This window comes from Streptomyces sp. Root1310, assembly GCF_001426425.1.
GTDB lineage: Bacteria > Actinomycetota > Actinomycetes > Streptomycetales > Streptomycetaceae > Streptomyces.
The window spans coordinates 536,317-551,324 of sequence record NZ_LMEQ01000001.1 but is presented as its reverse complement, the minus strand read 5'-3'; the positions used below and the strand labels follow the sequence as shown (position 1 = coordinate 551,324).

Below are 15,008 nucleotides of genomic sequence, written 5' to 3'. Positions count from 1 at the left end.
GGACTGTACCGGTCGGGTGCTGACTTGCACACCAATCGGACGCCGTGGGCGACCTGTTGAACGGCCCGCGGGCTGCTGCGTCATCGCGCTCCCTCATGAAAGTGATGGCAAGAGCTTGCAGAGTCTTGCACAGCGGCCTCGTGCCCCGCTGTGAGGCCCCTCAACCACGACAACTACGGTCTCACGGCGGTCGAGGGGAGGTCACGCACGGATCACGCGCGGATAACTTCGGTGATGTCTTGCACTTTTTTTCTGCAAGGTCTTTCGTGCCGCTTACATCGCTGTTACGTTCACGTCGCCCGACGGCAGCAACGGCGCGGTCGGAGTCGGCAGGACAGCGGACGGGACCGCTTCCTGTAGCTAAACGGGCTCTCACCCTCAAGGAGAAACTCATGCGGCGTGGCATAGCGGCCACCGCGCTGGTGGCGTCCTTCGCCCTCGCGGCGACGGCCTGCGGCGGGGACGACAGCGGCAGCGACAACTCGTCCGGGCCGGTCACCATCACCTGGTGGGACACCTCCAACGCCACCAATGAGGCGCCGACGTACCAGGCCCTGGTCAAGCAGTTCGAGGCCGCCAACAAGGACGTCAAGGTCAAGTACGTCAACGTGCCCTTCGACCAGGCGCAGAACAAGTTCGACACGGCCGCCGGTGCCTCCGGCGCCCCGGACGTGCTGCGCTCCGAGGTCGGCTGGACCCCCGCCTTCGCCAAGAAGGGCTTCTTCCTGCCGCTGGACGGCACGGACGCCCTCAAGGACCAGGCCAAGTTCAAGTCGAACCTGATCGAGCAGGCCAAGTACGAGGGCAAGACGTACGGCGTGCCGATCGTCACGGACACGCTCGCGCTCGTCTACAACAAGGCGCTGTTCACGAAGGCCGGCATCACCGAGGCCCCCAAGACCTGGGACGACCTCAAGACCGCCGCCGCCACCATCAAGGCGAAGACCGGCGTCGACGGCTACTGGGGCTCCACCCAGGCCTACTACGCCCAGTCCTTCCTGTACGGCGAGGGCACCGACACCGTCGACGCCGACGCCAAGAAGATCACCGTGAACTCCCCGGCCGCGCAGAAGGCGTACGGCACCTGGCTGGGCCTCTTCGACGGCAAGGGCCTGCACAAGGCGGACACCACCGCCGACGCGTACGCCCACATCCAGGACGCGTTCGTCAACGGCAAGGTCGCCGCGATCGTCCAGGGCCCGTGGGAGATCACGAACTTCTACAAGGGCACCGCCTTCACGGACAAGAACAACCTCGGCATCGCCACCGTCCCGGCCGGCTCCACCGGCAAGGCGGGCGCCCCGACCGGCGGCCACAACCTCTCGGTCTACGCCGGCTCGGACAAGGCCCACCAGGCCGCCGCGCTGAAGTTCGTCAACTTCATGACCTCCGCGTCGAGCCAGGCGACCATCGCCCAGAAGAACTCCACGCTGCCGACGCGCGACGACGCCTACACCGCCGCCGTCAAGGCCGACCCGGGCATCGCCGGCTACCAGACGGTCCTGTCCGCCGCCCAGCCGCGTCCGGCGCTGCCGGAGTACAGCTCCCTCTGGGGCCCGCTCGACACCGAACTGCCCAAGATCGCGGGTGGTAAGGAGACCCTCGACAAGGGCCTGAGCACCGCTGAGACCGCCATCGCCAAGCTGGTGCCGGACTTCAGCAAGTGAGTCCGAGTGGCCGCCGGATCTCCCGGACCTGGGGGGAGAGATCCGGCGGCCACCGGCCGGTGAGCCGTACCACCCCGTCGAAGATCCAGCGTGAAGATCCAGAAGGTGTCGAATCATGACAGTCGCCATCGACCGCGCGACCGGCAAGAGCCGCGGTGACCGTGAGCCGAAGCCCGGGCCGGCCGGGCGCCTGAGGCGCGGCTACCAGAAGCACTGGTACGCGTACGTGATGATCGCCCCGGTGGCGGTCGTCCTCGGCGTGCTCGTGCTGTACCCCCTGGTGTACGGCCTGTACCTGACGCTGACCGACGCCAACAGCCTGAACACGGCGCGCACGATCGGCGTCAACCACATCGACGCCACCTACAAGTTCATCGGCCTCGACAACTACGCCGACATCCTCTGGGGGCCGACGGCCTACGACCGCTTCTGGTCGCACTTCATCTGGACGATCGTCTGGACGGCGGCCTGTGTCGCCCTGCACTACGGCATCGGACTGGGCCTCGCGCTCCTGCTCAACCAGAAGCTGCGCGGGCGGACCCTGTACCGGCTGATCCTGGTGCTGCCGTGGGCCGTGCCCACCTTCGTCACCGTCTTCGGCTGGCGGTTCATGCTCGCCGACGGCGGCATCATCAACTCCGCGCTCGACGCGCTGCATCTGCCCTCGCCCCTGTGGCTCGAGGACACCTTCTGGCAGCGGTTCGCCGCGATCATGGTCAACACCTGGTGCGGTGTGCCGTTCATGATGATCTCGCTGCTCGGCGGCCTCCAGGCCATCGACGCCTCCCTCTACGAGGCCGCCGAGATGGACGGCGCCAGCGCCTGGCAGCGCTTCCGGTACGTCACCCTGCCGGGCCTGCGGTCCGTCAGCTCCACCGTCGTGCTGCTGGGCATCATCTGGACCTTCAACCAGTTCGCCGTGATCTTCCTGCTGTTCGGCAACACGGCGCCCGACGCGCAGATCCTCGTCACCTGGGCGTACTACCTCGGCTTCGGACAGCAGCCGCGTGACTTCGCCCAGTCCGCCGCCTACGGCATCCTGCTGCTGGCCATCCTGATCGTCTTCACCTCGTTCTACCGCCGCTGGCTGAACCGCAACGAGCAGCAGCTCGCGATCTGAGGCAGGAGTTCCCATGAGTAGCACCACCGCCGAGACCTCCGCCCCCGTGAGCGAGCAGCGTTCCAGGACCCCGCGCGCCCGGCGCCGCGGCGAGAACAGCCTCGCCGGCTCCCTCGCCTCGCACGGCATCCTGATCGTCGCGAGCGTCATCGCGCTCTTCCCGATCGCGTGGCTGGTCTATCTGTCCCTCGGCCCGGACACGGACGACTATCTGCACCCGGGCGGCATCTGGGACAAGATGACGTTCGACAACTACACGTTCGTCATCCAGCACACCCAGTTCTTCGACTGGCTGAAGAGCTCGCTCATCGTCACGCTCGGCACCACCGCCATCGGCGTGCTCATCGCCGCCACCACCGGCTACGCCGTCTCGCGGATGCGCTTCCCCGGCTACAAGAAGTTCATGTGGGTCCTGCTGGTCACCCAGATGTTCCCGGTCGCCGTGCTGATGGTGCCGATGTACCAGATCCTCTCGGACCTGCAGCTCATCGACAACTACTTCGGCCTGATCCTCGTCTACTGCACGACGGTCATCCCGTACAGCGCCTGGCTGCTCAAGGGGTACTTCGACACCATCCCCTTCGAGATCGACGAGGCGGGGCGCGTGGACGGGCTCACCCCGTTCGGCACCTTCTTCCGGCTGATCCTGCCGCTCGCCAAGCCCGGTCTCGCGGTGGCCGCCTTCTACAACTTCCTCACCGCCTTCAGCGAGGTCGCCTTCGCGTCGACGTTCATGCTCAGCGACGACAAGTACACCCTCGCCGTCGGTCTGCAGTCCTTCGTCAGCGAGCACGACGCCCAGCGCAACCTCATGGCCGCCACGGCCGTGCTGATCGCGATACCCGCCGCCGTGTTCTTCTACCTCGTGCAGAAGAACCTGGTGACCGGCCTCACCGCGGGCGGCACCAAGGGCTGAGCCCGTACGAGACTCCCGCGCCCCGCAAGGAGCGCGGGTGGCGGCCGCGGTGTCCATCCGACCCCGCCGGCACCGCGGCCGCCTCATCAAGCCGTCTCATCGACTCGCCTCGACCACTCGCCTCGACCACTCGCCCTCGAAAACCGAAGCGAGCCCCAACACTCCATGTCAACAGCCCCGTTACGTACCAAGGACGCCATGAGCCAGCAGCCCGCAGCCCCGGCCCCCACCCCCACCTCGGCTGTCGCCACCGTCGCCAAGCGCCGTGACTGGTGGCGGGACGCGGTGATCTACCAGGTGTACCCGCGCAGCTTCGCCGACAGCAACGGCGACGGCATGGGCGACCTGGAAGGCGTACGCTCCCGTCTCCCGTACCTGCGCGACCTCGGCGTGGACGCCGTGTGGCTCAGCCCCTTCTACGCCTCCCCGCAGGCCGACGCCGGTTACGACGTCGCCGACTACCGCGCGGTCGACCCCATGTTCGGCAACCTCCTCGACGCCGACGCGCTCATCCGGGACGCCCGTGAACTGGGCCTGAGGATCATCGTCGACCTGGTCCCCAACCACTCCTCCGACCAGCACGAGTGGTTCAAGCGGGCGCTGCGCGAAGGCCCCGGTTCCTCCCTGCGGGACCGCTACCACTTCCGGCCCGGCAAGGGTGCGAACGGCGAACTCCCGCCCAACGACTGGGAGTCCATCTTCGGTGGCCCCGCCTGGACCCGGGTCACGGAGCCGGACGGCACCCCCGGCGAGTGGTACCTGCACCTCTTCGCGCCCGAGCAGCCCGACTTCAACTGGGAACACCCGGCGGTCGGGGACGAGTTCCGCTCCGTCCTGCGATTCTGGCTGGACATGGGCGTCGACGGCTTCCGTATCGACGTGGCCCACGGCCTGGTCAAGGCGGCGGGTCTGCCGGACCTCGGGGCCCACGACCAACTCAAGCTGCTGGGCAACGATGTCATGCCGTTCTTCGACCAGGACGGCGTCCACGAGATCTACCGCCAGTGGCGGCTCATCCTCGACGAGTACTCGGGCGAGCGCATCTTCGTCGCCGAGGCCTGGACCCCGACGGTCGAGCGCACCGCGAACTACGTCCGCCCCGACGAGCTCCACCAGGCCTTCAACTTCCAGTACCTGTCGACCGAGTGGGACGCGGAGCAGCTGCGCGAGGTCGTCGACCGCACCCTGGAGGCGATGCGCCCGGTCGGCGCCCCCGCCACCTGGGTGCTGTCCAACCACGACGTGACGCGGCACGCCACCCGCTTCGCCAACCCGCCCGGCCTCGGCACCCAGATCCGCACGGCCGGCGACCGCGAGGCCGGTCTGCGGCGGGCGCGGGCGGCCACACTGCTGATGCTGGCGCTGCCCGGCTCGGCGTACGTCTACCAGGGCGAGGAACTCGGCCTGCCGGACGTCGTCGACCTGCCCGACGAGGTGCGCCAGGACCCGGCGTACTTCCGCGGCGCCGGCCAGGACGGCTTCCGTGACGGCTGCCGGGTGCCGATCCCGTGGACGCGCGAGGGCTCGTCGTACGGCTTCGGCGACGGCGGCAGCTGGCTGCCCCAGCCGTCCGGCTGGGGCGAGCTGAGCGTGGAGGCGCAGCAAGGAGTGCCCGGTTCGACGCTGGAGCTGTACCGCTCGGCCCTCGCCGTCCGCCGCTCGCGGCCCGACCTGGGTGCGGGCGACTCGGTGGAGTGGCTGAAGGCCCCGGCGGGCGTGCTGGCCTTCCGCCGCGGGGAGTTCGTGTGCGTGGCGAACACCACGGGGGAGTCGGTGACGACCCCGGCCCACGGGCGCGTGCTGCTCGCGAGCGAAGAGGTGACCGAGACGGACGCCGGCGAGGCCAAGCTCCCGGCGGACACGACGGTGTGGTTCACGACCGCCTGACGGCGTCTCTGGAAGTTCTTGCATCAACTTCACACGGCCCGCTGCCTTTTCAGGCAGCGGGCCTTTAACATCTCCGTCACCGCAAGATTGCTGACATGTTTCAGCAAGAGCCTTCAACGGAGAAGGACTTCCCCACATGGCAAGCAGCAGACCCCTTTCGGGCGCCCTCGCCCTGGCCGCCGCGGCCGCCGTCATGGCCCCCACCGCCGTGTCCGCCGCCCCGCCCGGCACCAAGGACGTCACCGCCGTCCTCTTCGAGTGGAACTTCGCCTCGGTCGCCAAGGAGTGCACCAACACGCTCGGCCCGGCCGGCTACGGCTACGTCCAGGTCTCCCCGCCCGCCGAGCACATACAGGGCTCGCAGTGGTGGACGTCGTACCAGCCCGTCAGCTACAAGATCGCGGGGCGGCTCGGCGACCGTGCCGCCTTCCAGAGCATGGTGAACACCTGCCACGCGGCTGGCGTGAAGGTCGTCGTCGACACGGTCGTCAACCACATGTCCGCGGGCAGCGGCACCGGCACCGGTGGCTCCTCGTACACGAAGTACGCCTACCCAGGCGTGTACTCCTCGTACGACTTCGACGACTGCACCTCCCAGATCAGCAACTACGCCGACCGCTGGAACGTCCAGCACTGCGAGCTGGTCGGCCTCGCCGACCTGGACACCGGCGAGGAGTACGTCCGCAAGACCGTCGCCGGGTACATGAACGACCTGCTCACCCTCGGCGTCGACGGCTTCCGCATCGACGCGGCCAAGCACATCGACACGGCCGACCTCGCCAACATCAAGTCGCGGCTGACGAACCCGGGTGTGTACTGGAAGCAGGAGGTCATCTACGGCAGCGGAGAGGCCGTCCAGCCGACCGAGTACACCGGCAACGGGGACGTCCAGGAGTTCCGCTACGCCTACGACCTCAAGCGGGTCTTCAACAACGAGAACCTCGCCTACCTGAAGAACTACGGCGAGGGCTGGGGCTACCTGAACAGCTCCGTCGCGGGCGTCTTCGTCGACAACCACGACACCGAGCGCAACGGCTCGACCCTCACCTACAAGGACGGGGCGAACTACACGCTCGCCAACGTCTTCATGCTCGCGTACCCCTACGGCGCCCCGGACATCAACTCCGGGTACGAGTGGTCGGACGCGGACGCCGGGCCGCCCGCCGGCGGCGCGGTGAGCGCCTGCTGGCAGAACGGCTGGAAGTGCCAGCACGCCTGGCCGGAGATCCTGCGCATGGTCGGGTTCCGCAACGCCACGCGGGGCGCGGCGATGACCGACTGGTGGGACAACGGGGGCGACGCGATCGCCTTCGGGCGGGGCGGCAAGGGCTATGTCGCCATCAACCACGAGTCGGGCTCGCTGACCCGGACGTACCAGACGTCCCTCGCCGCCGGGACCTACTGCAACGTGCAGAACAACACGACCGTGACCGTGAACGGCTCGGGCCAGCTCACCGCGACCCTCGCCGCCGACACGGCGCTGGCGGTCTACGCGGGCAAGTCGAGCTGCTGACCGTCCGCCGGCCGTTCGACGAGCGTCCGCGCGTCCGCGCGTTCGCTCCCTCGTCCGTTCGCGCCACCGCGCACCGCCGTCTCCGGTGGTGCGCGGTGGCGCGGGGAGCGAGTCCCTACTTCCAGGTGTCGCTCGTGGAGTACCCGGCCGAACCGCCCGTCGTGTACGAACGGTTGGTACCGGACTCCCAGGTCACGTTCCCGGCGGAGTCCTTCTTGAGGAACTTGTACTCGAAGGCCGTGCTCCTGGGGACGATCACCTTCCTGCTCCAGGTGGGGTAGGACGCCGACGACAGCGGGACCGCGTCGGCGGGGCTCCAGGAGCCGAGGGAGGCGAGGGACCCGACGACGTAGACATCGGTACCGAGGCTCGTCGTCGCGGTGACGTTGAAGGTCACGTCGGTGGCGCTCGCGTTCGCCACGTTCCAGGAGTTGTCGAGGGTGAGCGCCGAAGTCGCGCTCGTGGCACTCCGGTTGGCGTTGGACTCCCAGGTCACGTTTCCGGCGGAGTCCTTCTCGACGTACTTGTACTCGAAGGACGTGTTGACCGGCACGCTCACCGCCCCCGACCAGATCGGGTAGCCGGTGGACGAAAGCCGGACGGCCTGGGAGGTGTCCCAGCCGCCCAGCGCCGCGATCGAGCCGACGACGTACACGCTCGTGCCGCTGGTCGTCGACGCGTAGGTGTTGAAGGTCGCGGTCACGGTGGACGTCGATCCGCCGTCACCGGGCTCGCAGGTGGTGCACGGGGTGAACGCGCCGTCGTGGAAGGCGATCGCGCTCTTCGCCGGGACGGTGAGCGTGGCGTTGCCGCCCGAGACCGTCACCGTCGTCGCGCCGTTGTCGACGACGTTCGCGTACGTGCCGTCGGCCATGCCCGTGGCGAAGGTGTGGGTGGCGGCCGAGGAACCGTTGTTGAGCGCGATGTAGCCGCTGGTCCCGCGGGCGAATCCGATGACGCTGGAGGACTTCGTCGTCCAGTTGGTGACCGCCGCGGAGCCGACCGCGTTGTGCCACTTCACCATGCCGGCGATCGCGGTGTCGCGCTGGAGGCAGTACCAGCCGGAGGAGCAGTTCGTGTCCGTGACGAACCCGTTGGAGTTCGGCGGGGCCTGGTCGGAGGAGGACCACTCGAAGCCCGAGTAGATCGTCGGGGTCGCCCACTTGTAGGCCAGCTCGAAGACGTTGGCGAGCCGGTAGGTGTCGCCGTCCTTGTAGCTCATGTGCAGCCCGTTGCGCTCGGTGTCGTGGTTGGTCACGAAGGACACCGAGTTCGCGGCCGGGAGGACGCCGCTGCTCTCCAGGGAGGACAGGTCGCTGACGTTCCCCTGAAACGCCGACTTCAGCCTGCTCGCGTAGGTGAAGTCCAGGACGTCGCCCGAGGCGTAGTAGTCGGAGGCCGCCGGGGTCGAACCCGGGTACACCTCCTGGAAGACGTACGGGTCGGCGCCCGAAGCCGTGTTGTCGAGCTTCGCCGAGATCGCGTTCAGGTCGGCGACCGGGATGTGCTTGGCGGCGTCGATGCGGAAACCGTCGACCCCCAGCGCGATCTGCTTGTTGAGGTAGGCGGCGATGCCCGAGCGGACGTCGTCCTCCTCGGTCTCCAGGTCGGGCAGGCCGAGCAGCTCGCAGTTCTGGATCTCGCTCAGGTTCGACCAGTCGTCGATGATCAGGTCGGAGTCGTTGCACTCGGCGGAGGTGTGGAAGTCGTCCGGGTCCCAGTCCGGGGTGTCGTACTTGTTGGTGATCGTCGTGCCGTTGTAGCCGACGCCGGTCTGCGCTGCGGTGTGGTTGATCACGGCGTCCGTGTAGACCTTGAGCCCCGCTTCGTGACAGGCCGTGACCATCGACGCGAACTGGGCCGCCGTCCCGAAGCGGCCGTTCAGGCTGGAGGAGTACGGCTGGTATACGTCCCACCAGGAGAAGCCGGACTGCTTCAGGGACTCGGCGGGCGGGGCGACCCACACCGCGCCGTAGCCGCCCGGGCCGAGCACGTCCGTGCACTCGGAGGCGACGGAGTTCCAGTTGTACTCCCACAGGTTGGCGATCACGTCGCCGGCGGCCGTGGCGTCCGCGTGGGCGGTTTCCGCGGGCAGGGCGATCGCTCCGGCCAGGGCCAGTGCGGCGGCGGCCGCGGCACCGGCGGTGCGCCGGAGGACGCCCGGGGGATGGTCTCTGATGGTCATCTGCGGCTCCGAAAGGGGTTTCCTCGGGGGGTTCGGGATTCAACAAGGGGTGAGCGTGGGGTAGTTGAGAAGAGCACGTCAAGGTTCTGGTGAAAGTTCTTGCTGTGAGTTGCAAGCCTCTTGCTGTAAACCTTTCGTGAGCGATACGGTCACGCGGGCGCCCGGCGACGAAGCCGTCCCGCGGCGTCGGGGTCGGACCCGAGAGAGCCGTAATCGCAAGGAGTTCCCGCCTGTGATACCGAGATGGCCGGCGCCCCCGACGCGCCGCACCGCGCCACCCGCCCGACGGATCGCGGCCGTCGCCGTGGCCGCGCTGGCCGCAGCCCTCGTGCAGCCCCTCGCGGCGCACGCGGACAGCCCGCCCCCACCGCCGTCCGACGCGAAGCTGGCAGCCGCGCCGGCCCGCCACGACGACACCCGTGAGCAGTTCTACTTCGTCATGCCGGACCGCTTCGCCAACGGCAGCACCGCCAACGACGAGGGCGGACTGACCGGCTCACGCCTCACCACCGGTTACGACCCCACCGACAAGGGCTTCTACCAGGGCGGTGACCTCAAGGGCCTGACCCGGCGGCTCGACTACATCAAGGGCCTCGGCACCACCTCCATCTGGATGGCGCCGATCTTCAAGAACCGGCCCGTGCAGGGGACCGGCGCCAACGCCTCGGCCGGCTACCACGGTTACTGGATCACCGATTTCACCCAGGTCGACCCGCACTTCGGCACCAACAAGGACCTTCAGACCCTCATCGCCAAGGCGCACGCCAAGGGCATGAAGGTCTTCTTCGACGTCATCACCAATCACACCGCCGACGTCGTCGACTACGAGGAGAAGTCCTACGGCTACCTGTCCAAGGGCGCGTTCCCGTACCTGACGAAGGACGGCGAGCCCTTCGACGACGCCGACTACGCGGACGGCGGCACGAAGTTCCCGGCCGTCGACGCCGGCTCCTTCCCGCGCACCCCGACGGTCGCCGCCGCGCAGAAGAACGCGAAGGTCCCCTCCTGGCTCAACGACCCGGCGATGTACCACAACCGCGGCGACTCGACCTATGCCGGTGAGTCGACCACGTACGGGGACTTCTCCGGGCTCGACGACCTGTGGACCGAGCGCCCCGAGGTCGTCGCCGGGATGGAGAAGATCTACCAGCGCTGGGTGCGCGACTTCGGCATCGACGGCTTCCGGATCGACACCGTGAAGCACGTGAACATGGAGTTCTGGACCCAGTGGGCCACGGCCCTCGACGCCTACGCGGCCAAGCAGGGCAGGGACGACTTCTTCATGTTCGGCGAGGTCTACTCCGCCGACACCTCGATCACGTCCCCGTACGTCACCCAGGGCCGCCTCGACGCCACGCTCGACTTCCCCTTCCAGGAGGCGGCCCGCCAGTACGCCTCGCAGGGCGGCAGCGCGCGCAAGCTCGCCTCGGTCTTCGCCGACGACTACAAGTACACGACCGACAAGGCCAACGCCTACGAGCAGGTCACCTTCCTCGGCAACCACGACATGGGCCGCATCGGGTACTTCCTGAACCAGGACAACCCCGGGGCCACCGACGCGGAACTCCTCGCCAAGGACAAGCTCGCCAACGAGCTGATGTTCCTCAGCCGCGGCAACCCGGTCGTCTACTACGGCGACGAGCAGGGCTTCACCGGCTCCGGCGGCGACAAGGACGCCCGCCAGACCATGTTCGCCTCGCGCACCGCCGACTACCTCGACGACGACCAGATCGGCACCGACCGCACCCACGCGAGCGACGCCTACGACACGAGCGCGCCGCTCTACCGGCAGATCGCCGCCCTCTCCGAACTCCGCGAAGCCAACCCCGCCCTCACCGACGGCGTCCAGACCGAGCGCTACGCGGCCGACGGTGCCGGCGTCTACGCCTTCTCCCGCAACGGCACCGGCAAGGACACGACCGAGTACGTCGTCGCCTTCAACAACGCCGGCACGGCGCAGGAAGCGACCTTCGCAACCGGTTCCGCGAACACCGCGTTCCGCGGGATCTACGGCACCGACAAGACGGTTGCCGCCGGCGCGGACAGGAAAATCACCGTAACCGTTCCCGCGGGCTCGGCCGTCGTTCTCAAGGCCACCCGGAAACCGCCCGCCCCGGCCGCCCGGCCGACCGTCGCCCTGCACGCCCCCGCCGCCGGTGCCACCGGCACCGTCGAGCTGAGCGCCGACGTGGACGGCGGACAGCTCAACCGGGTCGTCTTCGCCGCCCAGACCGGGAACGGCAGGTGGCAGACCCTCGGCTCCGCCGACCACGCCCCCTACCGGGTCACGCAGACCCTCGACGCGGACGTACCCGCGGGAACCGTCCTGCGCTACAAGGCGGTCGTCGTCGACTCGGCCGGGCGCACGGCGAGCGCCACCGCGGCCTCCGTCAGCGGCACCCCGTCCACCGAGGAGACTCCCACCGCCTCCTCCCGGGACTACGCGATCGTCCACTACAAGCGCACCGGCGGCGACTACGCCGACTGGGGCCTGTACGCCTGGGGCGACCTCGCCGACGGTGAGTCGACCACCTGGCCGGACAGCCATCCCTTCGTCGGCCGGGACGCGTACGGGGCCTTCGCCTACGTCAAGCTGAAGCCGGGCGCCTCGTCCGTCGGGTTCCTGGTCATCGACAAGCAGGGCGACAAGGACGTCTCCGCCGACCGCACGATCGACGTCACGAAGACCGGCGAGGTCTGGATCGAGCAGGGCAAGGAGGACGTCCTCACCAAGAAGCCCGAGTACCCCGCGCAGGACACCGCCAAGGCCGTCCTGCACTACCACCGCGCCGACGGCGACTACACCGGCTGGGGTCTGCACACCTGGACCGGCGCCGCGAACCCCACCGAGTGGTCGAACCCGCTGAAGCCGACCACGACCGACGCGTACGGCGCGGTCTACGAGGTGCCGCTCACCGCCGGCGCCACCAGCCTCAGCTACATCCTCCACAAGGGCGACGAGAAGGATCTTCCGACCGATCAGTCGCTGGACCTCACGAGCAACGGGCACGAGGTGTGGCTGCTGAACGGACAGGAGAAGTACCTCCTCCCGCAGCCGGCCGGCTCCGCGGCGGCCCTCGACCTGACCACGTCCAAGGCGGTCTGGATCGACCGGAACACCGTCGCCTGGAACGGCTCCGAGGCCGCCGCCTCGACCCAGCTGCTGTACAGCGCGAAGGGCTCGATCGCGGTCACCGACGGCACGCTCACCGGGGCCGCCAAGTGGCTGCGGCTGACGAGGACCACCCTCACCGACGCCCAGAAGGCCGCGTTCCCGCACCTCAAGGCCTACACCGCCTGGTCCGTGGACGCGCGTGACCGGGACCGGGTGCGCGAGGCGCTGAGCGGACAGGTCGTCGCCTCCCAACGGGCCGTGAACGGCGCGGTCCTGGCGGCGACGGGCGTACAGACCGCCGGCGTGCTGGACGACCTGTACAGCGGTGCGACCAAGGCCCGTCTCGGGCCGACGTTCCACCACGGCCGCCCCACGCTGGCCGTCTGGGCCCCGACGGCCCAGCAGGTCTCCCTGGAGATCGGCGGCTCGATCGTGAAGATGAAGCGCGACGCCACCACCGGCGTCTGGTCCGTCACCGGGCCCGCGTCCTGGAAGAACAAGCCCTACCGGTACGCCGTGACGGTGTGGGCGCCCAGTGTCGGCAAGGTCGTCACCAACAAGGTCACCGACCCCTACTCGGTCGCCCTCACCACCGACTCCGCGCGCAGTCTCGTCGTCGACCTCGACGACAAGGCCCTCGCCCCCGGCGGCTGGTCCACGCTCACCAAGCCGAAGGCCGTCCCGCTGAAGGACGCCCAGATCCAGGAGCTGCACGTCCGGGACTTCTCCGTCGCGGACCCGACCGTCCCCGCCCGGGACCGGGGCACCTACCTGGCCTTCACGGACCGGGACAGCGACGGCTCGAAGCATCTGCGGGAGCTGGCGGCGGCGGGCACGTCGTACGTCCATCTGCTGCCCGTCTTCGACATCGCCACGATCGCCGAGGACAAGGCCGCACAGTCGACCCCCGGCTGCGACCTGGCCTCCTACCCGGCCGACTCCGACAAGCAGCAGGAGTGCGTGGCCGCCACCGCCGCGAAGGACGCCTACAACTGGGGGTACGACCCGTACCACTACACGGTGCCCGAGGGCTCCTACGCGGGCGACCCGAACGGGACCGCCCGGACCGTCGAGTTCCGCAAGATGGTGAAGGCACTGAACCAGGACGGCCTCAGGGTCGTCATGGACGTCGTCTACAACCACACGGCCGCGAGCGGCCAGGCGGCGACCAGCGTCCTCGACCGGATCGTCCCCGGCTACTACCAGCGGCTGCTCGCCGACGGCTCGGTGGCGAACAGCACCTGCTGCGCGAACACCGCGACCGAGAACGCGATGATGGGCAAGCTGGTCGTCGACTCGATCGTCACCTGGGCCAAGGAGTACAAGGTCGACGGCTTCCGCTTCGACCTCATGGGACACCACCCCAAGGCCAACATCCTGGCGGTGCGCAAGGCGCTGGACGCGCTGACCCCCGCCAAGGACGGCGTCGACGGCAAGAAGATCATCCTCTACGGCGAGGGCTGGAACTTCGGGGAGGTCGCCGACGACGCCCGGTTCGTCCAGGCCACGCAGAAGAACATGGCGGGCACGGGCATCGCGACCTTCTCCGACCGCGCGCGTGACGCCGTGCGCGGCGGCGGGCCGTTCGACGAGGACCCGGGAGTCCAGGGCTTCGCGTCCGGGCTCTACACCGACCCCAACTCGTCCACGAGCAACGGCACGTCGGCCGAGCAGAAGGCCCGGCTGCTGCACTACCAGGACCTGATCAAGGTCGGGCTGAGCGGCAACCTCGCCTCGTACGGCTTCACGGACACCGACGGCAAGGAGGTCACCGGCGCCGAGGTCGACTACAACGGCTCCCCGGCCGGCTACGCGGACGCGCCCGGCGACGCCCTCGCCTATGTCGACGCACACGACAACGAGTCGCTGTTCGACGCGCTGGCGTACAAGCTGCCGGGGGACACCTCGGCGGCCGACCGCTCCCGGATGCAGGTCCTCGCCATGGCCACCGCCGCGCTCTCCCAGGGCCCGGCCCTGTCCCAGGCGGGCACGGACCTGCTGCGCTCCAAGTCCCTGGACCGCAACTCCTACGACAGCGGTGACTGGTTCAACGCGATCCACTGGAACTGCGCCGCCGGCAACGGCTTCGGCCGGGGACTGCCGCCGGCCGTCGACAACGCCTCCAAGTGGCCCTACGCCAAGCCGCTGTTGACGACCGTCGGGGTCGGCTGCCCGCAGATCACCGCGGCCTCCGCCGCCTACCGGGATCTGCTGAGCATCCGCACCACCGAGAAGGCGTTCTCGCTCGGGACGGCCGCCCAGGTGCAGTCGGCGCTCTCCTTCCCGCTGTCCGGGAAGGACGAGACACCCGGGGTGATCACCATGGAACTCGGTGACCTCGTCGTCGTGTTCAACGCGACGCCGACCGCGCGCAAGCAGACCGTCGACGCGCTCGCCGGCACCGGATACCGGCTGCACCCGGTGCAGGCGGCGGGGTCGGACCCCACCGTCAAGGCCGCGTCGTACGTGACGGAGTCCGGCACGTTCACCGTGCCGGGCCGGACCGTCGCGGTGTTCACCCGGACGACCCCCTAGACAGGGGCATTACCTTGGTGGAGCAGGCCTTTCGTCCGGCCTGCTCCACCGGTGAGTCCGAGGGCCGACA

7 protein-coding genes are annotated in these 15,008 nt (G+C 68.8%); 6 read left to right on the top strand and 1 reads right to left on the bottom strand.

Features of this window, described 5'->3' with window-relative positions:
• Window positions 1-392: 392 nt before the first annotated feature.
• The 5 genes from ASD48_RS02495 to ASD48_RS02475 all read left to right on the top strand — a co-directional run bounded on the left by ASD48_RS02495 (window position 393) and on the right by ASD48_RS02475 (window position 7,103).
• Entirely contained in the window at window positions 393-1,667 is a 1,275-nt protein-coding gene (locus ASD48_RS02495) for an extracellular solute-binding protein (protein ID WP_057599685.1), read from the top strand.
• 115 nt (window positions 1,668-1,782) lie between these two features.
• Window positions 1,783-2,787 (top strand): sugar ABC transporter permease, encoded by a 1,005-nt coding sequence (locus ASD48_RS02490; protein WP_057599684.1) that lies wholly within the window; start codon window positions 1,783-1,785, stop codon window positions 2,785-2,787.
• A gap of 13 nt (window positions 2,788-2,800) precedes the next feature.
• Window positions 2,801-3,703, top strand: coding sequence for an ABC transporter permease subunit (locus ASD48_RS02485; RefSeq protein ID WP_057599683.1), 903 nt, complete (start codon window positions 2,801-2,803; stop codon window positions 3,701-3,703).
• A 198-nt stretch (window positions 3,704-3,901) separates the two neighbouring features.
• Window positions 3,902-5,590 (top strand): glycoside hydrolase family 13 protein, encoded by a 1,689-nt coding sequence (locus ASD48_RS02480; protein ID WP_057599682.1) that lies wholly within the window; start codon window positions 3,902-3,904, stop codon window positions 5,588-5,590.
• A 136-nt stretch (window positions 5,591-5,726) separates the two neighbouring features.
• Complete coding sequence (locus ASD48_RS02475) at window positions 5,727-7,103, top strand: alpha-amylase family protein (RefSeq protein ID WP_057599681.1); 1,377 nt, start codon at window positions 5,727-5,729, stop codon at window positions 7,101-7,103.
• 115 nt (window positions 7,104-7,218) lie between these two features.
• Here ASD48_RS02475 and ASD48_RS02470 read toward each other — a convergent pair whose 3' ends face one another.
• Window positions 7,219-9,288 (bottom strand): carbohydrate-binding module family 20 domain-containing protein, encoded by a 2,070-nt coding sequence (locus tag ASD48_RS02470; protein WP_057599680.1) that lies wholly within the window; start codon window positions 9,286-9,288, stop codon window positions 7,219-7,221.
• Between the two features lie 232 nt (window positions 9,289-9,520).
• Between ASD48_RS02470 and pulA the strand changes: the two genes are divergently transcribed.
• Window positions 9,521-14,938, top strand: a complete 5,418-nt coding sequence (gene pulA, locus ASD48_RS02465; protein WP_057599679.1) for a pullulanase-type alpha-1,6-glucosidase — start codon at window positions 9,521-9,523, stop codon at window positions 14,936-14,938.
• Window positions 14,939-15,008: the final 70 nt, after the last annotated feature.

Excerpts from the sequence above, each read along its gene's own strand:
- ASD48_RS02480 (WP_057599682.1), top strand. The coding sequence starts at position 3,902 with ATGAGCCAGCAGCCCGCAGCCCCGGCCCCCACCCCCACCTCGGCTGTC.
- ASD48_RS02485 (WP_057599683.1), top strand. The coding sequence starts at position 2,801 with ATGAGTAGCACCACCGCCGAGACCTCCGCCCCCGTGAGCGAGCAGCGT.
- ASD48_RS02470 (WP_057599680.1), bottom strand. The coding sequence starts at position 9,288 with ATGACCATCAGAGACCATCCCCCGGGCGTCCTCCGGCGCACCGCCGGT.
- ASD48_RS02475 (WP_057599681.1), top strand. The coding sequence starts at position 5,727 with ATGGCAAGCAGCAGACCCCTTTCGGGCGCCCTCGCCCTGGCCGCCGCG.
- ASD48_RS02495 (WP_057599685.1), top strand. The coding sequence starts at position 393 with ATGCGGCGTGGCATAGCGGCCACCGCGCTGGTGGCGTCCTTCGCCCTC.
- ASD48_RS02490 (WP_057599684.1), top strand. The coding sequence starts at position 1,783 with ATGACAGTCGCCATCGACCGCGCGACCGGCAAGAGCCGCGGTGACCGT.